Below are 22539 nucleotides of genomic sequence, written 5' to 3'. Positions count from 1 at the left end.
ATTAATGTGGACTCAGTGGCAAAGAGATTTCCGCCTAGGTTGTAATGCGCGAATAAGAGCTCAAGTTCTGCTGCGCAGCACCGGCGCGCTCAAAGCGGCCTCTACGGTGCGAACGGAAAGTGATTTCCGCCTGCGGCGTAATGCGCGAATAAATTTACGCCTACAAAAGACTCAGAACTAAAGCAGCACCGGCGCTCAAAGCGGCCTCTACGGTGACCTTAACAAGTGGGTTTTCCCCTCACTCTTTACGCTTCACTCCTCACACTCTCTTGCAAGGCTTGCAGCAAGGCCGCGATGTCCGTTTGGCTGTGGGCGGCGCTGAGGGTAATACGCAGTCGTGATGAGCCTTTGGGTACTGTGGGTGGGCGTATGGCGCCAACCCAAAAGCCCTGCTCGCGCAAGCGGTTGGACAAATTCAAAGTCGCTTGCTCATCACCCACCAACTCTTTACCTAGTAATAAGGGCTGAATGGCGGTGTTAGAGAGCAACAGCTGTAGCGGTAGATTTGCCGCTCCGGCGCGAAATTGCTGGATGCGCGCCTGTAATTGTTCTCGCTGCTCATCGGCCGTTTGAGCTAAGCGCACTGCCGCCAAAATGGCCGCCGCTTGGGGTGGCGGCAGATGGGTGCTGTACACATAGCTACGCGCATGATTATGTAAATAATCAATTAACAGCTGACTACCACCAATAAAGGCGCCACTCACGCCCAACGCCTTACCAAAAGTGCCCATGTGAATGTGCACTTTATCGGCTGCTACGCCCTGCTCGCTTAAAGTGCCGCGCCCTTGTTTACCCAACACACCCAAGCCATGAGCGTCATCTATCATCAGCCAGTTATTGGTTTGATCGCTAAGCGCGCTTAAGCCCTGCCAATCACCTTGGTCGCCGTCCATGCTAAACACGCCCTCGGAGACAATCAGCCCCGCTTTGGGTTTAAGCTGCTTGGCCAGCTGCGCCATGTCGTTATGGGCAAAGCGGCGCATGCGCGCCGGGCTCAGCATGCCGGCCTCTTGCAATGACGCATGATTAAGCCGGTCTTGCCAAAGCAGGTGCTCTTTAGTGAGCAAGGCTTTGATCACCGCTTGATTGGCGGAAAAACCCGAGCTAAACAGCATAACCGCCTCTAGCCCCAACCAATCAGCCAACTCGCTTTCTAATTGGCGGTGAATGGCCTGATAGCCCACCACTAAGGGTGACGCCACGGCACCTACGCCAAATTCACGGGCCGCCGCATCGGCCGCCTTAATCAGTTCAGGCGCTAGGCTAAAACCTAAATAATCGTTACCGGCAAAGTTTAAATAGCACTTATCGGCACTAAATAGCTGGCGGCCCGTTACCTTATCGATAGCCGGTAATCGGCGCCGCAAGCCCAACGCTTCCCGCTCAGCCAGACAAAGATTAAAGGGCATGTTTGAACCTTATTTACTGATAGCGCCCTGCGCCCAGCACCAAGTTAAAGCGTTAAAACACCAACCCGAGATCCTGATGGTCATCAGGATGACGGCAAAAACCAAAACCAATCGGTGTTTGTTTTTAGCTGGGCGCTGGGCGCAGCCCTTATGCTTCGTAATACAAAGCGGGTTCGGCTTGGGCGGCGAGTTGTTCGTGTAGCTCGATTTCGGTCATCTCGTCTGGCTTTTGGCTCACACCGCTGGGGCGAATGCCTAAGCGTTTGAATAACTGCATATCGCTGTTTTCATCGGGGTTGGGCGTAGTCAGCAGTTTACAGCCGTAAAAAATCGAGTTAGCGCCGGCCATAAAGCACATGGCTTGCATTTGATCGTTCATTTTTTCTCGGCCAGCAGATAAGCGCACATGGCTTTGGGGCATTAAGATACGGGCTACGGCGATGGTGCGAATAAAATCAAAGTCGTCTAAATCCGCTTGGTTTTCCATCGGCGTGCCTTTCACTTTGACCAGCATATTAATGGGTACACTTTCTGGCTGACGCGGCAGGTTAGCCAAGGCTTGTAACAGGCCGGCGCGGTCTTCCGCACTTTCGCCTAAACCCACTATGCCGCCGGAGCAGACTTTCATGCCGGAGTTGCGCACATTTTCCAGCGTATCTAAGCGGTCCGCATAGGTGCGGGTGGTAATAATATCGCCGTAGAATTCGGGACTGGTGTCTAGGTTATGGTTGTAATAATCCAAGCCTGCATCAGCTAAGCGACCCGCCTGGCTGTCATCTAACATACCCAGCGTCATGCAAGTTTCTAGGCCTAACGATTTCACCTCTTGTACCATTTTCACCAAATACGGCATATCGCGTTCTTTGGGATTGCGCCACGCCGCACCCATGCAAAAACGGCTAGAGCCATTGACTTTGGCTTCTTTGGCACGCTCTAACACGTTTTCCATTTCCATTAGCCGCTCTACTTCTAGGCCGGTGTTATAGCGGGCACTTTGCGGGCAGTATTTGCAGTCTTCTGGGCAGGCGCCGGTTTTAATGGATAACAGTGTGCTGACTTGTACTTCATTGGCATCAAAGTTCGCCCGGTGCACTTGCTGAGCTTCAAACAAGAGATCAAACAGCGGACGCTCAAACAAGGCAAGCACCTGCTCACGGCTAACTTGCTCACGGCTCAGTTGGGGTTGGCTCATGGCCGGGTTCCTTATCTGTTCAAAATGAGGGCTTACCGCTTTACTCAGCGGTATTTTGGTTGGCTAGTGTAAGCGCCAATGTTAGCCTGTCAATCATAAACACTTGAACAAGTTGACGTTTGGCTACTTTATGAACAACCCAGTTTTTGATAATCCGCTCACCCCCGCCTCCCTCTCTGACTCAATCTCTAAGATGAGCAATGCAGATTTTGACCGCCAACATATCTGGCACCCCTATACCTCGCTCACCCGCCCGCTGCCCTGTTATGAAGTGGCGAGCGCCGAAGGTGTGCATTTGCAACTCAGCGATGGCCGGCGTTTGATTGATGGCATGTCGTCTTGGTGGGCCTGTTTGCACGGTTATAATGTGCCCGAGCTGAATGCCGCCGCCACCGCACAATTAGCCAAGATGTCTCATGTGATGTTTGGCGGTTTAACCCATGAGCCAGCGATAGAGCTGTGCCGCGCTTTAAGCGAGATATTACCCAGCGGACTGGATCGCTTCTTCTTAGCAGACTCAGGATCGGTGTCGGTAGAAGTGGCGCTCAAGATGGCCATTCAATACTGGCACGGTAAAGGCACGCCCAAAACCCTGTTCGCCGCACTGAACAAGGGCTATCACGGGGATACCTTTGGCGCCATGAGCGTGTGCGATCCTAATGGCGGCATGCACAGTTTGTACAAAGGATTTTTGCCCGAGCATGTGTTTATCGAAAGCCCTAACAGCCGCTTTGATGGCGAATGGGATCCTCAAGACTTAGTACCCTTGCAGCAGTTATTGACTGAGCGCCATCATGAATTAGCAGCACTGGTGTTAGAGCCCATAGTGCAAGGCGCCGGTGGCATGTGCTTTTATCACCCGGAGTTTTTAAAAGGCGCGCGCCACTTATGCAGCCAATATGACGTGCTGCTCATAGTGGATGAAATAGCCACCGGCTTTGGTCGCACCGGAAGACTATTCGCTTGTGAATGGGCGGACATTACGCCAGATATACTGTGTATTGGTAAGGCGCTGACCGGCGGCTATATGACGATGGCCGCCACTATTACCACTCAACAGGTAGCCGAGACCATTTGTAATGGTCCTGCAGGCGTGTTGATGCACGGTCCCACTTTTATGGCCAATCCGCTGGCCTGTGCCGTGGCCTTGGCCAGCCTTGAATTACTGTTAAGCTCAACCTGGCAGGCACGCATTGGCGCCATTGAAGCCCAGCTAAAAACGGAGCTGGCACCGGCAAAAGAGTTAGCGGCGGTGGCGGATGTACGGGTATTGGGCGGCATTGGCGTGATAGAGCTGCGCGAACCCTTAAGTGTGGCTAAGGTGCAAGCGCAATTGGTGGAATTAGGCGTGTGGATCCGCCCTTTCGGTAAGCTGCTGTATATTATGCCGCCCTATATTATTACCCCGAAACAGCTGAGCCAATTAACAAAAGCCATGCTGGTGGTGTGTGAAAGCGTAAAGAGTGAGAGGTGAGTAAAATCTAAGCCCAACACTTTTTTACCACGGAATACAGGAACAAATGCGGACAAAGAGCGAGATCCTGACGTGCGTCAGGATGACGGCACACAACAAACACCGCTCCTCCTCATCCGTCATACCGATACTGAATCAAATTCAGCATGACGGCCGAGGTATCTCGTTTTTGTTTCTAATACCCAAAACAAGATCCTGACGCGCGTCAGGAAGACGGCTAAGGGTGTCAGGATCTCGGCTTAGGCACGGTGCCTATTTAGCGGTTGCTTACCACCGCCATGGTTTTAACCTGGTTGAGGTTGGCGACGGCTTTGGGGTAATAGCGGGGAGAGGCATCTATGGCTCGCTGAAACAAAGACGAGGCCTCTTCATAGGCTCCGTCCATCATGGCGATGTAGCCTAAGTCGTTGAGGGCTTCGGCCTGAGAACCATTTTTTCGCAGTGCCATTAGGGCATCAGACTTGCGATCCCAACGATAATACAACAAGCCTAAATTGCTCCAGGCACGTTGGTATTGCGGATCCAAATTAACCGCCCGAGTTAGCGCCTGCTCAGCCTGCGCATATTGATCGTTAAGATAGTAAGAAAAACCCAGATTGGTATGCAGCATAGCTAGGCCGGAATGTATCTTAAGCGCGCACAGGTAATACTTTCGTGCCAGCTCACCCTGCTCCTGTATATCTGCCAACAAACCGAGCCCGTTGTAACTGCGCCAAGGTGACTGCGGGTCTATGGTGCACACATCAGCACCGGCTGGCGTAGCCTTAAGCCGAGTCTGATCATTCATCACCACCTCTTGCAGCAGTGTTTCCGCTTCTTGATGGCGCTTCATATCCACCATCAATAGCGCCAAGGATTCTTTGATATCCTGTCGTTTTGGCGCCTCACTCATGGCTTGGCGGTAAGCCTGCTCAGCCTGGCTATTATTGTTACGTTGCTGCTCTAGCCCCGCAATATTCAGATACACCTCAGCTTTATCAAAATCGCTAAAGGCTAGTGCTTGGGTATAGGCATAGATCATGGCATCCGTGTCGCCAGAGGCTTGTGACTGGGTCACCAGCATGCCCGCCTCGGCCGCCGTGGTGGGCTTAATCACCCCCGCACCTGCGGCCTTGCTGCCAAAGACTCCCTTGTGCCCCTCTAACTCATTACTCGTGGCACAACCTGTCAGCATCATCACAGTTACCAGCGCAAGTATTTTATAATTCATCGTTTATCCTTAAAGCGTCCATGGCCAACTTTCCTTAGCCGACTTGTCATAGCTAACTTTTCGCAGCCAACTTTTTTATGTAGCTAACTTTTTGTAGCTAGATAATGTCTCCTTAACGCTATCAGGACTCATATGCTTCAGCCAGTAAGCGATCATTATTATTGTCAACGGTGTGATACTTAACACAACCACCTAGCCCTAGCCTCCGCCAAAGGTTTGGAACACTTTGATCAGCGCCGGTCCTATGGCCACAATAAAAAAAGACGGCCAAATGCACAGCACCAATGGGAATATCATCTTGGTGCCGATTTTTGCGGCCATTTCTTCCGCCTCTTGCTTGCGCTTAATGCGGTATTCATCTGCATAGGTACGCAAGGTTTCGGCAATACTGGTACCCAGTTGCATCGACTGGTTAATGGCCACACTTAGGTTGCGAAAATCCTCTAGGCCGGTGCGCAAAATAAATTCGTCGAAGGCCTGTTTTATACTAAGTCCTGTGCGTATCTTGGCGGAAATCAAATCTAGCTCTTCAGACAGCGCAAAATGATTGAGACCAATTTCTTTGGCCACCCGCTGCAGGGCTGCTTTAAAGCCCATGCCAGCCTCGGTACACACCACCAGTAAATCGAGCGCATCCGGCATGGCCAGTTTCATGCGGGTCATGCGTTTATTAGCCAGCCGCTCCAGCACAAATACCGGCAACATATAGGCCACATAAGCCAACACCATCAGCAGCAACAAGATGATGATAAAAGGTAAGGAGGTGAGCAGCAGCATCAAGACCAGCCCGCCCAGCACAAAGCACAGCACACACAACAGCCGAATGCCGTTAAACACCTGATAAGCTAAGTGCTTATGAAAACCCGCGTGTACCAGCAAAGTACGAATACGGTGGCCACTAAACACCCCCATGCGAGCACCGGCGTTTCTCGCCGTTACCAGCTGCTGCTCTAGACTGTCATGCTCTGCGTCAACCTGCTGCATCTGATTTAAACGCTGGCGATAGGGGTTAGTGAAACTTGCGAATATCAGAGTTAGCGCCCAAAACATAGCCATGGCCGACAGCGCCCAAAATAAAGTCATGGTCGGCAGCGCCACCCAGCTTTTCAGCAGCCACTGGCTCAACCAAGGATCCGCCATGTTCGCCTGCAATAGTTCTGTTGGCTGGTTCATATTACACCTCGATCTTAATAATGCGGCTGATCCACCACGTACCCAGCGCCATGGTAAAGCCACCCACCATCATTAACTTACGACCTTCCTCCGTAATAAACAGCTCGGTCACGTAGGTAGGAGTAGTAACAAACATCGCCGCAAACAGGATAAAGGGCGTTAATACCAACACCCAGCCCGACATCCGCCCCTCGGCAGATAAGGTTTTTAACTGGCGATTAAACTTAAAACGGTCGCGAATAATAATGGTCAGCTTGGTGATGTTTTCCACTAGATTACCGCCAGTTTCGCGCTGCACTTGCACCGCGCTAATCAGCGCCATATTAGACACACTGGGCACCCGCTCCAGCAGCCCCGCCATCGCCTTACGAATGTCTTTGCGATAGCTAATGTCGGCAAACACCAGTGCAAATTCTCGCCCTAACGGATTAGGCATCTGCTCGCTAATAATCTTGATGGTATCGGAGAAGGAATAGCCTGCCTGTAAGCCCCGCTTCATGATATCCAGCGCCTCGGGCAGCTGTTGCTCATACATCGCCAGCCGCTGGGCATAATTACGCCGCAGCTTAAAATAGACCAACACCGCTGGCAGCACCAAGGCCATCAGTACCATCAACCCGCTGTGCCACAGCCACCAACAAGCCCCCGCCAGTAGCAGACTTAACAAGCCTACCCGAAACAACAGCTGATAGGCGTAAAGGCCAGAGCCGGCCAGCTCCAGTTCAAAGGCCACCCGCTCCAGTAGTCGTGAGCTTTCTAAGCGGCGCAGCAAAGGCGACAACCCATCTAGCCGACGAGTCCGAAAGATAGAAGCCTGCTGCTGCTCCCGGTTCTCGGCCGACAATGTCGCCAGCCGCCGCTTAAGCAGAGCTGAGCGGTTTAGTCGCGGCTGTGTAATCGGCACAAACATGGCCAAGCTTAAACACAGTACTGCTAGCGCCACCAGTGCAATAAATATCAGCGTATTAGTGGTCATAAAGCCTCCCGCTAAAAAATGTCCCGGTGCACGTCATCATCACCAAACAAACTGCGGGGCAATTCCATGCCCCGTCGCGCCAAGCGATCATAAAAATTAGGCATTACCCCAGTAGCCTTGTGGCGGCCCAGCACTTTGCCCTCGGCACTGACACCGGTGCGCTCAAAAGTGAAAATTTCCGACATGGTAATGATCTCTCCTTCCATGCCGTGTACTTCTTGCAAGCTCACCATACGCCGGGTGCCGTCTTCTTGGCGCTCAAGTTGAATAATTACATCCAACGCCGAAGCCACCTGAGTGCGAATGTTTTTCACCGGCATATCAAAGCCGGCCATGGACACCATGTTCTCAATTCGCCCCAGCGCATCACGCGGGGTGTTGGCATGCACGGTAGTGAGGGATCCTTCGTGACCTGTGTTCATGGCGGTGAGCATGTCAAAGGCCTCAGCGCCGCGCACCTCCCCCACCACGATACGGTCGGGGCGCATTCGCAGGGTATTTTTCATTAGGTCGCGCATAGACACTTCTCCCCGCCCCTCAATATTGGCGGGCCGGCTTTCGAGTTGCACCACATGGGGCTGCTGTAACTGCAGCTCGGCGGAGTCTTCTACGGTAATAATGCGTTGATCCGCCGGAATAAAACCGGACAGTACACTAAGAAAGGTGGTTTTACCGGTACCGGTACCGCCGGAGATCAAAATATTGAGCTTACCCTTCACTACCGCTTCCATCACCTGACCAATGGCCGGTGTGATGCTGCCAAACTCAATCAGGCTGTTGATGTTCAGTTTTTCTACGGTAAAACGCCGAATAGACAAGGTAGGTCCATTCAAGGCCAGCGGCGGTATAATGGCGTTCACGCGGGAGCCGTCTTTCAGCCGCGCATCCACCATGGGGGAGAGTTCGTCGATACGCCGCCCCACACCCGACACGATTCGCTCGATAACTCCCATTAAATGGTCGTCGTCATTAAACGTAAGCGGCACCCGCTCTATGCGGCCCCGGCGTTCTACATAAATATTTTTAGCGCCGTTCACCATGATATCGGCAATGCTGGGGTCGGAAAGTAAAGGCTCTAGCGGACCATGACCCAAGACTTCGTCGAGAATTTGGCGCACGATTTTCTTGCGCGATTCCAATGACAAGGGCGTGGGCGAGTCCTGCATGATCTGAAAACACAGCGGCTCTATTTGAGCGCCGGCCTGCTCGCGAGAAATGGTCTGCAACATGGGTAAGTCCAGTATGTCCATTAACTGGTCATGCACTCTATGCTTATGGCTTTGTTCTTCCGTGGTGAGAATATAGTCTTCTAGGTTCATCCTTGATCCCCTTGGTTATCTAGCACCCTAGTGCTGGCCAAACAGCTTTTTTAACCAGCTGGATCCGCTGACCGCTTCGTCTGTCTGCGGCGCTATGTGGCTGGCGATATCAGCAAACGCCCTCACCAGCTTGTGCTTGCGTTCCACTTCTATCACCAGCTTGCCCAGATCGGTACAGTCTTCCACCATTTTAAAATCGTTGGGCAAGACCAGTATGCGGCTCACCTCGGTGGCCTGTTCGATTTCTTTCACGGTAAGCGTTTTATTTTTTTCGTAACGGTTTACCAGCAAGATGATTTTGTCTTTGTCGATACCACACTCTTGCTGCAAGCGCCTTACCACTCGGCGTGTTTCACGCAGCGCCGATAACGACTGTTGGGTAACCACCAATATATGCTCGGCCTGCTCCAGTATTGGCACACTCCAATGCTCGACCCCTCTCGACATATCCACCACCAGCTGCTGATATTGATAACGCATCAGATACAGTAACTGAGCGCAGCTTTTAGCAGTGATATTAACCGGAGACACCAAGGAGGGCGTTTGGGAAGGCAGCAAGTCAATGCGTTCTCGCGCCTTGGACATCATGCCCTCCAGCGCCATGCCGTCTAGGTTGTGATCATGCAACAGCGCCCCCATCAAGCTGCCCTGTTTATTGCCGACATTGAAATAATCGCTTAACGACCCATACTGCAGGCAAGCATCCACCAGCAACACCTTTTCATCCGTAGCACTGGCCGCTAAGGCATGAGCCAAATTGGCACTGATAAAGCTAACGCCACTGCCGGGTTTGCCATTGAGCAATACAGTAACGGGAGCCAAGCTGACCATGGCCGCCTGTTGTTCGGCAATGCGCGCTAAGGCAGCCCACAGCTCGGGAGGGTTATAATCCATCGGCAAAAAGTCCACCGCGCCCATGCGCATCGAGCGGCGCATTAGCTCGGTGTTGGCGGTGTCGCCCACTACTATTACCACATGGCTACGCGGTGCTTCTTGCTCAAGCTGGTCATAAATCGATTTTGCTTGAGGATGATCGACCAGCAGTAACACTTGGCGGCCGCCCTTGGGTATGGTGGCACCTTCTGCGAGTCGTTGCAGTTTCAGGGTGTGCTCCTGCCATTGCCGCTCTAGCTGTCGCCATAATTGCCCATCATAATCGATGACATTCAGTGTTAACGGACATGCTAGGCGCAAGGGAATATCGACATATCCTGATTCAAGATTGATTACTTTAGCGTCTGTCATGGCGCCCCCAACATTAAAAAACGGTCTTTACCAACCCGGGCGTTGTACCTTTTTCACCCCCGAACCGACCTCTTTATATCATTGCATTAGTCAGCAAAGTTAAGCGTGACTTGAGTTTTCCCTTTGCTCGGGGGTTCGGCGCTTTTTACGTATTTATCGTGCAGCGATACGCCATATTCACCATTTAGGGCGAGCGCCGAGATTTTCCCGTCATTTCTGCTGGCGGCTTCAGGGTCCATAATCTGAATTTCGTCTAGGTCCTTTACCGTCTGCCCCAGGGCAAAGGGGTAGTGGCGCTCTCCAGCACAGGCGCTGAGCAATGCTGCTGTAAAGGTCAATAATAAAAGCTGTTTCATATCGCCGTCTCCTTATAAGGACTGACCATAGGTCTGCTCGGTGCCACCTTCGGCCCCTACACTCGCCGAAGAGCCATAACTATTCGCCGCAGCAGGAGAGGCAGCTCTATCCGTTACTTGATGACGATCGGACATACGCCCCAGCAGATAAAACTCGACGTCATTAGGCTCGATGAAGTTATCGGTAGGGAGGGTGACTTGCTGTTTATCGAACGGTCGCACCAGTCGTGGGGTCACCATAATTACCAGCTCAGACTCGCCCTTTACGTAGCTGCGGCTAGTAAAGAGATTGCCCAAAATAGGGATATCACCGGCAAAGGGTAATTGGCTAACCGACTCCCGGGTGTTTTCGCTTAACAGGCCGGCGATGCTAATGGTTTGACCATCGCCCAGCTCCACCGTGGTACCGGCGCTGCGCTTATTAAGGGCGATAACATTGCCGAAAATTGGGATTTCAGTCGAGTTAACCGTGGTGGGCTCACTGACTACAATATTCAGGTTCAAGTTGATTTTACCGCTGCTCAGCACTACGGGCGTAAATTTGAGCCCAACGCCAAACTCCTTGTATTCGATGGCAATACCATCGTCACTTGGCACAGGAATTGGAAACTCACCACCAGACAAAAACTCCGCCGACTGGCCACTAATGGCAGTAATGCGCGGCTCGGCCAGTACCCGGGCTAGGCCACGGGTTTTGGCCAAATCGAGTGCGGTACGAAACATGGTACTGGAACTGCCAAAGCCGCCAATGGCGGTGTTAGTACCAAAGTTAGCCAGCTGTCCCACATTGTCGCGCAATAAAGCCACGCCCCAGTTACCAGTATTGGTAATCAGCTCAAAGGCCGACTCCCAGTTGCGGGTGGTATCTCGCGACACCTCAGCCACGGTGACTTCCAGCATGACCTGCTGGCCGCCGCCCACACTCATCATGTTCATCACTTCAGAGCGTGCCACGCCCCCTTCGGCGGCCACTACATAGCCCTTACCGAGCTCATAGGCGGCATTCAGCTTGGCGAGATCCGACACTTCGCCGCTCATCACCAGCTGCCCCTGAGTGGTATGCACTTGGATTGGCTCTTGGGGTAAAAAACGATAGAGGCGCTCTTTAAGCCCCTGCAGATCGTGGCTAACTTCAATGTCATACACCTGCAGTAGCGCATCGTTGGTGTCCCAGACCATGATGTTGGTATGGCCGAGCGCCTTACCCACCAAATATAACTCCCGATCCTTCAATACCAATACATCGGCAATAGCCGGGTTACCCACCGACACTCGGCTAACGGGTCTGTCTAGTAATAAAGAGCGAGATTTATGGATTGGCAACTGAATCTCATTGCCTGCTTGCTGCAGGCTGCCTCCAGCCCAAACTACGCCGGATAGCAGGCCGGGTAACAACCCGAGTACCAGTGCTAATGCACCCAAAATTGGGGTTTGTTTCTTGTTCATAGCCACCTCCGTGCGACATATAGAATGATTGTTCAGCTTTTTACCGGTATCTGCTGCAGGCTACTGCCTTTGATAACATCCACCGACGCAGGTCGGGGTGCAGCACGAGGCACAGATTTAACCGGTTTTTGGGGAGCACTTTGCGGCGGCAAGGCGGCAGTAATTTCTGCCGACTCTGGTTTATCGTTAGGGTTGCGCAATGCCAATTGAATTTGACCGTTGGCGCTGGCATTCACCAGCCGTTCGGCCTGTTCGGGGTCTACTTCTAAAGTAACGGCGCGCACCAGCTTGGGGCGGTTTTCATCGGTGTGCTGGGTTTGATCCACCGCCAACACTTTAAGGTTGGTAAGCACGGTGCGGGTCATGCTGTTATCGGTAGACAAGATATCGACCCTATTGCCGGGCAGCAGAAAACCCGCCACCCCGATCACGTCGTTTACCCGCACCGTCACCGCACGCATACCCGGCTCTAGCAATACCGACAGCGTACTGCCCTGCCCTATGGGCGTAAGCCGCTCTAAGCGCAACACGTCCCCGCGATAAAGATTGTTTTTGACCGCCATGCCGGTGGCCTCTTCAAGAGTAAGCAAGGCGCCGGGAGGTACCAACCTGGCATCTATTTCTTTTAACTCAACAAAAGAAGCGTCTATGTTGATGCCCGGAGACATATCTCTGCTCGCCACCACCACTTGGCTCAATGCTGTGCCTTCGTCTACCGTGACCTTTTGCACCTGTTGTTGGTTACTGAGCCAGTTATAGGCTACCCAGCCAGCACCCAGCGCAAAAACGAGGGATAATAAAAATAACATTAGAGAGCGTGTCTTCATAATAACCTGTCCTTAGGTTGCCCAGCATGTTCATCCAATTAATCATCACCTCAGTGAACGCAATACATATTCCACGCTTGATGCAAAATAGCTTTACTCAAGGGTTCATGGCTCTGATCATTAAAATCAATAATATCCCGTGCAATACCCAATACATCCCGCGGGTAACATGCCATTAACGGCTTGGAATTTTTATCGTGCAACTCATTTACCATAAAGTCAAACAATGATTCATCGGCAATAAGCTGATAATTATCCAAATTCATTAACCACACTTTTTTATATGAATCTGGTGCCATGGCCCCCAGTTCAATTTTATAACCCAGGCGGCGTAAAAAGGCCTCATCTGCAATCTTTATCGGATCTAAGTTGGTAGAGAAAACCAGTATCTGCTCAAATGGAATATCGAAATGTAAACCATTGCTTAACGATAAAAAATCACGTCGTTCTTCCATTGGCACTATCCAGCGGTTAAATAACCGCTCGGCTTTAAAATCTTGACGGCCTAAATCGTCAATCAAAAACACACCGTTATTAGCTTTCATCTGTAAGGGGGCACTATATTGCCGAGATTGCCCATCAAATTGCACTTCCAGCATATCTAACCTTAACTCGCCGCCTACCATTACCAATGGCCGTTTACAACTGAGATAGCGGCTGTCTATATCGTCATCTTCTGGGGTTGGGATATGGCAATGGTAAAGCGGATCATACAGCGGAATAATAGTATTTTGCACGGCAATGGCGTGGGGCAGATAAATTTGTTCGTCAAAAATTCGGTTAAAACGCCGACATAAAAAACTTTTACCGGTGCCCGCATGGCCGTAGATCATTAAGGGCCGGCGAGAATTGAGCGCCGGCCCTAAAATTTCGATAAGCTCTGGGCTTATCACCATATCACTCAAGGCTGCGGCTAGCTGTGGCCGGCTAATGCTGCCCTTCCCTAGCGCTTGACTCTCCACCAGTTGGTTATAGGCCGCCAGCGGCACCGGAGCCGGGCCAATATAACCGTCCCGCGTACTCAGCTCTTGAGCATCCGCCTGCCCCTTGGCGGTAAGCGCATAGCGAATCATATCCCCGGCGCGGCCAGATGAGCGCACCTCTATTTGTTGCAGGGTTTTCAGCTCTTGCAACAAAGGCTCAAACACGCTGCCACGTAGGCACAGTTTGTCGCTTAATGCCGGTAACGACAAGCTGCCTTCTTCTTGCAAATGGCGCAGTATTAAGCGCAGCAGCAACTCTTTGGGCAGGCCGGTGTCGGCCAGGGTTTTCGGTTTGGGTAGGTACATCCGTGTAACCTCCTTGAGCGAATCTGTACATCTATTGTGGATACGCTGTTATACATCAAGATTTTGCGTTAGCTTTACGCCGCTCTGTGGTTCTGCGCTCTTATTCAGTCTTTGCGAGCGTAGCGCGGCAATCCAGCCTACAAACGGCGCGGTACATAACCATGGATTGCCGCGTCGTTACACTCCTCGCAATGACGGGGTATGCGCCCTATTCCGTCTTTGCGAGCGCAGCGCGGCAATCCAGTTTCTTTCTCCGTGTGTTTTGTAGGCGCACGCTTGTTCTCGCATTACACCGCAGGTGTAACTCTTTAAACCCGCCAGCTACGCTGGCCCCGCGAACAAGTTGCGGGCTACAAGTGCAAGCCAAATTTAACATTCAACACTCAACACTCAACACTCAACACTAAGATTGCTGCAGCGCTGCAAAGCCTAATGCACCAAGCTAAAAACTCCAAAGTGGTTTAGCGCCATGGCAAGCCCGGCGCCTAGTGCCAGTGCCGGCCCGTAGGGAACCTTAAGCCCACCCAGTTCATTGGCTTCTGGTGGCAAATAGCTTCGGCCACCCATAATAAGACCATAGCGCATAAAGGTTTGTTTGAATCCTTTTAAGCCTACTTTTTGCCAAGCCAACAGCAACACCAGCGGCAAGCCGATGATCAGCCCATAGAGCAAGGATTCCAGAAATAACTGCCAGCCCAGAAAAGTGCCGATGCACAGCCCCAGCTTCACATCGCCACCGGCCAGCATGCGACCAATAAAAATCGGAAATAATATTAAAAACGCCAAGCCCAACCCGGCCAAGGCAAATAATATGCCCTCACCAAACCAAGCATGAAAGACTAGCCCTAACGGAATAAAGGGCAAAGTGATGATATTAGGTATTTTGTGGGTTTTAAGATCCAGCCAAGAGGCGCAGATTAATAACACCAGTAATGGTAGCTGTTCCATAGCGTCACCATTTAAAGAAAAAAGAGGGCAGCAAAGCTGCCCTGACACAAATCATACACTTAGTTAAGAAGCACACTCTGCACCAAGTATTATTTGACCGATACATATTATCTGTTTATCTATATTCTCACTAAGAGTAATAAAGGCCGCCGCCACACCCACTGCGATTAACCCGCCCGCCACCGCGTATTCCACCATGGTCAGACCGTCTTCATCTTTCAGCAAGCGATTCAGTTCAGTTAATAGTTTCATAGTAATACCTCGTTCCATCGTAGTATTATTGGCTAACAGTATCAGCCAGGTTGTTTAATCTAGTTTATTCTCTTGCTTTCACTCTCGTTTAAAAATAAGAGCAACTCTCACTTCATCTTTACCTATAACCGTAAGGTGAGTGGTAGGTTTTTCATTATCTTTTTCAAATATATTTCATATGCATGACCACTCTCCCAACTAACGAAACTATAGATTGAAATCTTTTCTAATTTTTTCTAATTTCTTTTTCCTAACTCCCCAGCAACTTCGCTTCAGTAATTAAACTATAGGACTCATTGTTAATGCCTGCCACTTTTAAACACTGAATAAAATCGAAAGGTTCCAGTTGAATATTAGCCGTTTATTACGATTTTTCAAGATGATCCATTCGTTATTGATAACGAGTCTTGTTTGTTATGGTTTATCTGTATAAGCCAACATGTAGCTGGCGGGTTTAAAGAGTTACACCTGCGGTGTAATGCGAGAGCAAGCGTTCGCCTACAACACCTTAGCCCTTACCCATTAAAAGTCCCTTTTAGATCTGATCTCTATTTTTCTGTGGGTTCCGTGGATTCCGTTGCAAAAATAGCTTTGTGATGTTTTCAATTTTTCGCCTGCGGCATAATGCGCGAATACTTACCTAAAAATAAGACGCCTACAAAAATCCAATGCCTCTTGTCCTTGCTATAAAGGCTGCTTAGCTCATTTATGGCTAACGGCTTAAGCGAATAACTGCCTTGCGAATTTCTTCAAAGCAAGGGCCAAGGGACTGTTCGGTTGCGGCATAGCAGTAGATGCCTTCGGGTTGTACGACGTTAAAATCCGCGGAACGAGGATCATTGGCCATACGTAACAACATTTTTTCACTGACTTCACGTTCTTTACGTATATTCTCTGGGCCCGTTTTCTGCGTTAATAAAGACCCCAGCCCAAGCGTAAAAACGAAAATACCCTGCTCTCTGGCCCGCTCCGCCATGTCTTCTACTAGGTTACGAGATATATGATTGATTTTTCGATAATATTCATACCTATATTCATTTGTATCTGCACTAGCAGTGAGCTGAGATACGGGTCGTCTGGGATGACTGGGATTAACCAGTTTAAACTTATCGCCGATGCCAGTATGCAGGTTGTCATACTCGGGTAACACCGTTAACTGTTTATAGAGGTTGGTGCCTAGATATCCTAATAAAGGTAATTTTTCATTCACCTCTGTTGGCTGCCACAACCCGGCCGTATTGCCAGTTTTACTGTCGTTCGAACGGATAGCCCCCTTATATTTCACCTCGCCCAAACTAAATTCAGATGAAAAAGTATTGGGAGAGCCATCGGTAAAAAACACGATAATCCGCAGGCTGGCCGGATTAGTGAGCTTATGGTGTGCCTGTAGCCCAGCCCACATGCCTTCAGAGGAATTGGTATAACCCGAATAATTAAAATTAGCACCTATTGACGTGACCATTGCATCTTGGTTGTAGCCCCTGTCTGCAGTGAAGGGAACCAGTACTTTAGCGCCATAAGCATAATTAATAAGGGCTAGGCGATCATAGTTAGCGTGAAATTTTTGTACGAATTCTTGAGAGCGCGCCGTCACCATATCACCCGCGCCACCTATCGAGCCGGTATTATCCACCACCAAGGCCAAGTCTACCGCTCTGCGTACTGTTTGGGCGTTAACCCCTACACCGATTAAGTCTTTGCCAATCACCGGAAGAAAGAAGGTAGGCACATCGGCGGTGGCCGAGACATCTATGGTGGCATCGCCCTTGCTATTAAAGCTGATATTAATGTCATCACGCTTTAAGGTGAAGGTACTGCCCAAATACTCAGTGGGCATATTGCCGGCAAAATACTTTTCTGCCGCATCCTTGGCTTTGATTTCGCCCTCGGCAACCGCCGAGGCTGCGGCTAGCGCAGCCGCATCTACTGCCGCATACAGCTTGGCCCGCACGCCGTAAGTCTTGCCCACATCCAATGCCAGCCCCGCCATGGCCAGCAGGGCAGTCATGGAGACGGTGGCCAGCACCAAAATGGTGCCGGCATTACGTTTTCTGTTGCATCCCTTCATTGCTTGCTCCCTTATATAACCTTCTTCCTGAATGTTATGCTGTTAGCCTTTCAATTTTTTGTCATTATTTACCCGTTATAACAAGCTGCGGGAATAGAGCTCCAGATTATCTTGAATCACGTAAGCCAGCACATTTTCATATTCATAGAGCACTTCAATCACGTTTACCGTTTCTCCTGGATCTAACACCATATTAAAATGATCGAGTATGGGTAAGGTTGACGGGACCACGCAGCTGTCGCTTTCACTATCACTGTCTGTATCAGTGGTCCATGCTTTGCACTCACTCCACACTCGGCTATCACCGCTGTATTGGCTACCTACCCAACGATGTTGCTCCAGTACTAAGGGTTTATTCTTATTCGCGCCCCCAACCAGCACGGTGACATACATAATGCCATTTTTATTCATAGTAAGTGGTGCGGCGGTGCTTGATATTACGTCCATAATTTTTTGATCGGTATCTGAGGTGCGAGCCACCAAATTCGCGCCTTCTCGGCTCATGCCGATGATAATGTTATTGGCCAACAACAAGCGGTACATTTCAAACACACCGAATGCTAAGACTAAAAACAACGGCAAAATCAAGGTCATTTCTACAATGGCCAAGCCCTGTTGTGATTTTTTATGCTTCTTCTTCAGCTGCATCGCATTGCCCCTCATACTCGCCCTCTTTAAAAAACTCATTTTTCATGGCGGCACTCACAGTAAAATCGAAGTTACCATTTTCAAAAAAAGGCGAGAGCAGCGGCGTCATCAAAGGCCAACTGCCATTAAGTTGGATAACTATCAATTGCCCTGGGTTGCCAACGCCAGACACCTCTTTATCATCGGGATCTTTTACCGTTAGGCCGCCTTCTTTCATCACCCGATCATAGAGGCCCATGGAATGTTCTTTGATTTTAAATTTCACCGCCTCTTTTCGATCCGCTTTGTATTCTGGCTCTTCTGGATCCCCATATCTAGGGTCTAGCTCAGCACAACCGGTGACGGCATAGCGAGCCCCTTCTCGTACCGCGTTCTGCATGGTGAGGTTAACAAAACCAATCATGGCGATATCGATAATGGCAAACATCAACAACATAAACAGCCCAGCCACAAGCGCGAATTCCACCGTGGTGGTGCCTTTATATCTCTTGGGTAAAAATGGGCTTTTCATGAGTGTTTGTTGGCTAGCTATATTTTTGCCAGCAGTAATGCGTCCCTTCATACCGGTTTCTCCCTTTCTATTGTTGCGCCCGAGATTAAGGAAACGCCCTTGTTATGCTCACCCTTGAAATGTTCATCGTTCTTGCGCTCGCTATTTTTACGATAGATATCTTCGGCAAATTGCAGCTGACCGCTTTCATCCACCCAAGCGGTGAAATACATCATAAACAACGGTGTTGGCTGGTGAGCGGGTAAGGTGCGGGTGTGTTGATATTCCGGTAATGACCAGCCCAAGCTCTGTGCCAAGCGGTCTGCCTCAGCCAGACGTACACAGCCGTGGCTCAGGGCCAGGCGTGACTCACCGAATAGCTGTTTGTCGGGGGTGTCATGCAAATAAATATCGAAGGGGTTGTTCATTTCAAACTTCAAGCGGCCCAATGCGTTATCTGGCCCTGGCGCTTGCACCAGCCGCAATCCGGCAGGCGGTTGGTGCCAGTTGATGGTCGCCGGATCTCGACGCCCGCTTTCGCCCGGCAACCACACGCCGAAGCCATTGCGCCCTAAAAAGCCACGGTCTTGCAGCTGCACCGGTAACAAGTCTTCACGAATAATATTGGCGGTGGGCGTCCAGTCTGGGTTGACCTTAAGCGCCTTGATATAGGTGCCAAGCTCAGGGGTGGGCCAGTCGGGGCGCCCGACGATGACCTTCATGTTTAGACTCGCACCACTCGCATTAAACAGCGTGAGCCGATAGGCGGGAATATTCACTAGCAGATATTGCGCAGGCGCGGTGGGTGGCAGCACCAACCAACGGCGTAGATTATGGCGTAACTCGGTGCGTAGCTCATTCGGGGTTCTATTTACAATGGCACGCGTAGCCGCCGTGAGTCGGCCGTTTGCGTCTAGCCCGTGCGCTTGTTGCAGCGCTGTTAGCCGCTCACTTAACTGATGGTCTAGGGCGTCGGCACGCCCTCGGGGTGCTGCTAGAGAATAACCCAGCGCGGTCAGTCGTTGACGCAACGCCGGAATCGCTCGATCACGCTCGCCAACACGCACCTCGGGCCCAGCGGGCAAAGGCACCATGGCCGGGGCATTAGCTAGGGCATGATAATGACGTTTAAGTTGCAGATAGGCGGGGTAGTCGGGCTGCTGGCGGCGCAGATAATCGCCAAGCTCACCCTGCTGCTGTGCCTGATCAAAGGCGGCGCTGCTCTGTTCAGCAGGCAGCGTAAATTGGCTAAAACTGGCACGAGCCGCCAGCACTTGGCGCCATTCTCGGGTTAGCCAAGCATCTCGTTCAACCGGCGATAAAACCGCTAGCGCGGCGGGTTCGGGCAGCAACAAATCAACCAATTGTTGGCCTGCCTGATTCAGTTCATTATCTCCGTTATGCCACCACATCCGTTCGGCGGCCTGTAACGGCGAGCTCAGCACTAGTAACAACACCAGTAAATGCCACATCAGTTCCCCTCCCTGGGACCTTAATGACACTAATTATGGACAGAAAATCAATCTCTGCACAAAAAAGAGGAGTTATTTGATGCTTATTTTTAAGAAAATATGGTTTTTGTAGGCGAACACTTGTTCTCGCATTACGCCGCAGGCAGAAAGATTGAAAACACCACAAAGCTATTTTTGCAACGGAATCCACAGAACCCACAGAAAAATAGAGATCAGATCTAAAAGGGACTTTTAATGGCTAAGGGCTAAGGTGTTGTAGGCGAGCACTTGTTCTCGCGTTATACCGCAGGCGTAAATCTTTAAACCCGCCAGCTATGCTGGCCCCGCGAAGTCCTCTTTGCCAAAGAGACGGCGGGAGATCCTGACGTGCGTCAGGAAGACGGCAAACAACAAACACCGATTCTTCCTCACCCATCATACCGATACTGAATCAAGTTCAGCATGACGACCTCGGTATCTCGCTTTTGTTTCTAATACCCAAAACAAGATCCTGACGTGCGTCAGGAAGACGGCAAACAACAAACACCGACTCTTCCTCACCCATCATGCTGATACTGAATCAAGTTCAGCATGACGACCTCGGTATCTCGCTTTTGTTTCTAATACCCAAAGCGAGATCCTGACGTGCGTCAGGATGACGGCAAACAACAAACACCGACTTTTACTCAGTCGTCACTGTGCCTTGGTATTCAATCACCCGATTACGGCCTTGTTCTTTGGCTTGATATAACGCCAAGTCGGCTTTTTTAATGAAGGCGTCGAGTTGTTTATCTTGTGCTGTTAACATGGCAAAGCCGATAGACACTGTGATGTTCATGGTCTCACCTGAGGGCATGACTACTGGCATGTCAGCGATTTCTTGGCGTAGGCGCTCCGCCACTAAGGTGGCTTGCTCAGCGGACAATTCTGGCAACAAGGCAATAAATTCTTCACCGCCAAAACGGGCAAATACATCTAGGTCTCGCAGGCTGTCATCTACGGTTTTAGCCAGTTGTTTGAGTACTACATCGCCGCCGTCATGGCCGTAGGTGTCGTTAACCCGTTTAAAGTAGTCAATATCAAACATCAATATTGCCAGCGCATGTTGGTAACGCACCGCCCGTTTAAATTCCAGCTCACCGCGTTCATAAAAGTGGCGGCGATTACTGATATGGGTCAGGGCATCAATATTAGCTAACTGTTCTAACTTTCTTTCTAGCTGTATACGGTCGGTAATATCAAACACACTGGTGCGAGCAATGGCAAAATGTCCTGCTTGGTCTTTAAGTGAGGTCGCCGAGGTGGACACATAAAAAGTAGAGCCATCTTTGCACTGCATCTCTAACACTATATTGTCGATTTCTTGCTCGGTTTTAAGCAACTCAAAGAATTCAGCGAAACGCAGCTGACTGTCGGGCGTTAAAAAGTTAACAAACGGCTGACCCACCACCTCTTCCTGCTCATAACCCAGCCATTCCAGCTCAGTTTGATTAATGCGAATAAAGTGACCGTTAGCATCTAGGCTGTGATAACCACAGGGCGCATGCTCATATAGGTCACTCAATTCCGCCGTTACCGTTTGGTCATAGCGCTGGCGCAGCTGTTTATGCACTTTGTTATAGGCCAATAACCACGCCGCCACCGCCAAGCTCAGCAGTATTAACGCCAATACGGCGCGCCCCAAGGGCTGATACAACACTGACTGCGCTTGGATCATTTCTTTAGGTAAAAATATCACCAGCTTCCACGCGGTATTGGCAAGAGTGGTATCAGACAGCTGTACCCCATGTTGCAGCCGAAAATCCGTTTGTTGACGAGGAGAGAAAACAAAGGGATCTATGCTCTGAAAGCGAAACAGGCCTTGGGCGGTTTCCACCAGCCCTGAGTCTTGCGCGGCCACGCTTGGCCAGGCATCGGGATACAGAGTGGCAAAATTATGATTGGGTTGACCTAAGTCAGCGCCCCATTCATTGCTGCGCTTATGGTTGCTAAGCCAGAAGCCTTGCGGGTCAAGCAACATACCTTGCTGATCGATACGGCGCGACATTTGTAAGCGAAAACGCTCCAACATATCTTGGGCCATAAAATTGAGTATCAGTACGCCCGCCCTAACACCGTCCACATCCAGTACCGGGGTCACAAAGCGCAGCATGGGCTTGTGTGGTTGTTCAATCACGCCCTGCTCTACGTTTAAGTCCATGCGCGACACAAATACCTGATCTGCGGCCAACGTTTGGGCTTCGCTAAAGTAATAACGCTGTGATTTATCTTGCAGCCGCTCGGTAGACACCGCCTGCGCTTCACCCTCGGGCATGTTGATCCGCACTAATTCATGTCCGGAATTATCCAATAGACGAATTTGATCAAAACGGTGATAGGTATTGGCGGTATTTTTGAACAGCAGTTCAAGGCGAGCGCGATCACTTGTACTACCACTGCTTAAGTACTCGACCATGGCGGGGGAGTTTTTTAAGAGCTCCAACAGATGCAACTGTTCATACATCTCTTTTTGGATCATCTGCGTGGTGGCCACCACGGAGGTTTCTTCTTGGGCCAACAGCCGCTCTTGCTGCTCTTGTGCATATTGCCAATAGATAGGACCGGCTAACGCTCCTACCAAGGTGCAGAACAACAAGAAAAGCAGCATAAAGCGCTTAAATATTAAGCGCTTTATGGGTAAATCGGTAAGTGACTCCGCGAGTGCAGATTGTAGAGGTTTGCTGTGATGTAATAAAAATGTATGCGTCATAAATATAAGTGAACAAA

Annotated in this window: 19 protein-coding genes; 1 reads left to right on the top strand and 18 read right to left on the bottom strand. The window is 50.5% G+C overall.

Annotated features, from left to right (window positions below):
* Nucleotides 1-245 precede the first annotated feature (245 nt).
* Both bioF and bioB read right to left on the bottom strand, forming a co-directional pair.
* On the bottom strand, nt 246-1409 hold the full coding sequence (bioF, locus tag CBP31_RS14305) for an 8-amino-7-oxononanoate synthase (RefSeq protein ID WP_087038334.1): 1164 nt from the start codon (nt 1407-1409) through the stop codon (nt 246-248).
* Nucleotides 1410-1557: 148 nt separating this feature from the next.
* Complete coding sequence (gene bioB / locus CBP31_RS14300; protein WP_151898813.1) at nt 1558-2601, bottom strand: biotin synthase BioB; 1044 nt, start codon at nt 2599-2601, stop codon at nt 1558-1560.
* Between the two features lie 193 nt (nt 2602-2794).
* Between bioB and bioA the strand changes: the two genes are divergently transcribed.
* A complete protein-coding gene (gene bioA / locus CBP31_RS14295; RefSeq protein WP_087038806.1) occupies nt 2795-4075 on the top strand; it encodes an adenosylmethionine--8-amino-7-oxononanoate transaminase in 1281 nt (426 codons plus the stop codon).
* Nucleotides 4076-4331: 256 nt separating this feature from the next.
* Here bioA and CBP31_RS14290 read toward each other — a convergent pair whose 3' ends face one another.
* The 16 genes from CBP31_RS14290 to CBP31_RS14215 form a co-directional block, all read right to left on the bottom strand.
* The gene (locus CBP31_RS14290; RefSeq protein ID WP_087038333.1) at nt 4332-5285 is read right to left on the bottom strand and encodes a tetratricopeptide repeat protein; all 954 of its coding nucleotides are present in this window, start codon (nt 5283-5285) and stop codon (nt 4332-4334) included.
* A 198-nt stretch (nt 5286-5483) separates the two neighbouring features.
* Nucleotides 5484-6458: a type II secretion system F family protein gene (locus tag CBP31_RS14285; protein WP_087038332.1), complete on the bottom strand. Its 975-nt coding sequence runs from the start codon at nt 6456-6458 to the stop codon at nt 5484-5486.
* 1 nt (nt 6459) lies between these two features.
* A complete protein-coding gene (locus CBP31_RS14280) occupies nt 6460-7434 on the bottom strand; it encodes a type II secretion system F family protein (RefSeq protein WP_087038331.1) in 975 nt (324 codons plus the stop codon).
* An 11-nt stretch (nt 7435-7445) separates the two neighbouring features.
* A complete protein-coding gene (locus tag CBP31_RS14275; protein ID WP_087038330.1) occupies nt 7446-8753 on the bottom strand; it encodes a CpaF family protein in 1308 nt (435 codons plus the stop codon).
* 27 nt (nt 8754-8780) lie between these two features.
* Nucleotides 8781-9998, bottom strand: coding sequence for an AAA family ATPase (locus CBP31_RS14270; protein WP_087038329.1), 1218 nt, complete (start codon nt 9996-9998; stop codon nt 8781-8783).
* A gap of 86 nt (nt 9999-10084) precedes the next feature.
* Entirely contained in the window at nt 10085-10354 is a 270-nt protein-coding gene (locus CBP31_RS14265) for an addiction module component (RefSeq protein ID WP_087038328.1), read from the bottom strand.
* A gap of 12 nt (nt 10355-10366) precedes the next feature.
* On the bottom strand, nt 10367-11800 hold the full coding sequence (locus CBP31_RS14260; protein WP_087038327.1) for a type II and III secretion system protein family protein: 1434 nt from the start codon (nt 11798-11800) through the stop codon (nt 10367-10369).
* 32 nt (nt 11801-11832) lie between these two features.
* A complete protein-coding gene (cpaB, locus tag CBP31_RS14255; protein WP_087038326.1) occupies nt 11833-12627 on the bottom strand; it encodes a Flp pilus assembly protein CpaB in 795 nt (264 codons plus the stop codon).
* Nucleotides 12628-12677: 50 nt separating this feature from the next.
* Nucleotides 12678-13916, bottom strand: a complete 1239-nt coding sequence (locus tag CBP31_RS14250) for an AAA family ATPase (protein ID WP_087038325.1) — start codon at nt 13914-13916, stop codon at nt 12678-12680.
* Nucleotides 13917-14345: 429 nt separating this feature from the next.
* Entirely contained in the window at nt 14346-14864 is a 519-nt protein-coding gene (locus tag CBP31_RS14245) for an A24 family peptidase (RefSeq protein WP_087038324.1), read from the bottom strand.
* 63 nt (nt 14865-14927) lie between these two features.
* Entirely contained in the window at nt 14928-15116 is a 189-nt protein-coding gene (locus tag CBP31_RS14240) for a Flp family type IVb pilin (RefSeq protein ID WP_087038323.1), read from the bottom strand.
* Nucleotides 15117-15828: 712 nt separating this feature from the next.
* Nucleotides 15829-17184 carry a vWA domain-containing protein gene (locus CBP31_RS14235; RefSeq protein ID WP_087038322.1) on the bottom strand — a complete coding sequence of 452 codons (1356 nt, stop codon included), beginning with the start codon at nt 17182-17184 and terminating at the stop codon, nt 15829-15831.
* A 75-nt stretch (nt 17185-17259) separates the two neighbouring features.
* The gene (locus CBP31_RS14230) at nt 17260-17847 is read right to left on the bottom strand and encodes a TadE/TadG family type IV pilus assembly protein (RefSeq protein ID WP_161492532.1); all 588 of its coding nucleotides are present in this window, start codon (nt 17845-17847) and stop codon (nt 17260-17262) included.
* Nucleotides 17810-18394, bottom strand: coding sequence for a TadE/TadG family type IV pilus assembly protein (locus CBP31_RS14225; protein WP_087038320.1), 585 nt, complete (start codon nt 18392-18394; stop codon nt 17810-17812). Before CBP31_RS14225 ends, CBP31_RS14230 begins: the two co-directional genes overlap by 38 nt.
* Nucleotides 18391-19794 (bottom strand): L,D-transpeptidase family protein, encoded by a 1404-nt coding sequence (locus tag CBP31_RS14220; RefSeq protein WP_087038319.1) that lies wholly within the window; start codon nt 19792-19794, stop codon nt 18391-18393. The genes CBP31_RS14225 and CBP31_RS14220 overlap by 4 nt, the downstream gene beginning before the upstream one ends.
* A gap of 661 nt (nt 19795-20455) precedes the next feature.
* Nucleotides 20456-22420: a sensor domain-containing diguanylate cyclase gene (locus CBP31_RS14215; protein ID WP_161492531.1), complete on the bottom strand. Its 1965-nt coding sequence runs from the start codon at nt 22418-22420 to the stop codon at nt 20456-20458.
* Nucleotides 22421-22539 lie beyond the last annotated feature (119 nt).

The sequence above is a fragment of the Oceanisphaera profunda genome (genome assembly GCF_002157895.1).
Taxonomy (GTDB): Bacteria; Pseudomonadota; Gammaproteobacteria; order Enterobacterales; family Aeromonadaceae; genus Oceanimonas; species Oceanimonas profunda.
The sequence above is the reverse complement of the archived record's forward strand: the minus strand, read 5'-3'. Positions and strand labels throughout refer to the sequence as shown.

What these genes read in the sequence shown, in the direction of transcription:
- bioF (WP_087038334.1), bottom strand. Translation starts at nt 1,409, where the DNA reads ATGCCCTTTAATCTTTGTCTGGCTGAGCGGGAAGCGTTGGGCTTGCGG.
- bioB (WP_151898813.1), bottom strand. Translation starts at nt 2,601, where the DNA reads ATGAGCCAACCCCAACTGAGCCGTGAGCAAGTTAGCCGTGAGCAGGTG.
- bioA (WP_087038806.1), top strand. Translation starts at nt 2,795, where the DNA reads ATGAGCAATGCAGATTTTGACCGCCAACATATCTGGCACCCCTATACC.
- CBP31_RS14290 (WP_087038333.1), bottom strand. Translation starts at nt 5,285, where the DNA reads ATGAATTATAAAATACTTGCGCTGGTAACTGTGATGATGCTGACAGGT.
- CBP31_RS14285 (WP_087038332.1), bottom strand. Translation starts at nt 6,458, where the DNA reads ATGAACCAGCCAACAGAACTATTGCAGGCGAACATGGCGGATCCTTGG.
- CBP31_RS14280 (WP_087038331.1), bottom strand. Translation starts at nt 7,434, where the DNA reads ATGACCACTAATACGCTGATATTTATTGCACTGGTGGCGCTAGCAGTA.
- CBP31_RS14275 (WP_087038330.1), bottom strand. Translation starts at nt 8,753, where the DNA reads ATGAACCTAGAAGACTATATTCTCACCACGGAAGAACAAAGCCATAAG.
- CBP31_RS14270 (WP_087038329.1), bottom strand. Translation starts at nt 9,998, where the DNA reads ATGACAGACGCTAAAGTAATCAATCTTGAATCAGGATATGTCGATATT.
- CBP31_RS14265 (WP_087038328.1), bottom strand. Translation starts at nt 10,354, where the DNA reads ATGAAACAGCTTTTATTATTGACCTTTACAGCAGCATTGCTCAGCGCC.
- CBP31_RS14260 (WP_087038327.1), bottom strand. Translation starts at nt 11,800, where the DNA reads ATGAACAAGAAACAAACCCCAATTTTGGGTGCATTAGCACTGGTACTC.
- cpaB (WP_087038326.1), bottom strand. Translation starts at nt 12,627, where the DNA reads ATGAAGACACGCTCTCTAATGTTATTTTTATTATCCCTCGTTTTTGCG.
- CBP31_RS14250 (WP_087038325.1), bottom strand. Translation starts at nt 13,916, where the DNA reads ATGTACCTACCCAAACCGAAAACCCTGGCCGACACCGGCCTGCCCAAA.
- CBP31_RS14245 (WP_087038324.1), bottom strand. Translation starts at nt 14,864, where the DNA reads ATGGAACAGCTACCATTACTGGTGTTATTAATCTGCGCCTCTTGGCTG.
- CBP31_RS14240 (WP_087038323.1), bottom strand. Translation starts at nt 15,116, where the DNA reads ATGAAACTATTAACTGAACTGAATCGCTTGCTGAAAGATGAAGACGGT.
- CBP31_RS14235 (WP_087038322.1), bottom strand. Translation starts at nt 17,184, where the DNA reads ATGAAGGGATGCAACAGAAAACGTAATGCCGGCACCATTTTGGTGCTG.
- CBP31_RS14230 (WP_161492532.1), bottom strand. Translation starts at nt 17,847, where the DNA reads ATGAGGGGCAATGCGATGCAGCTGAAGAAGAAGCATAAAAAATCACAA.
- CBP31_RS14225 (WP_087038320.1), bottom strand. Translation starts at nt 18,394, where the DNA reads ATGAAGGGACGCATTACTGCTGGCAAAAATATAGCTAGCCAACAAACA.
- CBP31_RS14220 (WP_087038319.1), bottom strand. Translation starts at nt 19,794, where the DNA reads ATGTGGCATTTACTGGTGTTGTTACTAGTGCTGAGCTCGCCGTTACAG.
- CBP31_RS14215 (WP_161492531.1), bottom strand. Translation starts at nt 22,420, where the DNA reads ATGCTGCTTTTCTTGTTGTTCTGCACCTTGGTAGGAGCGTTAGCCGGT.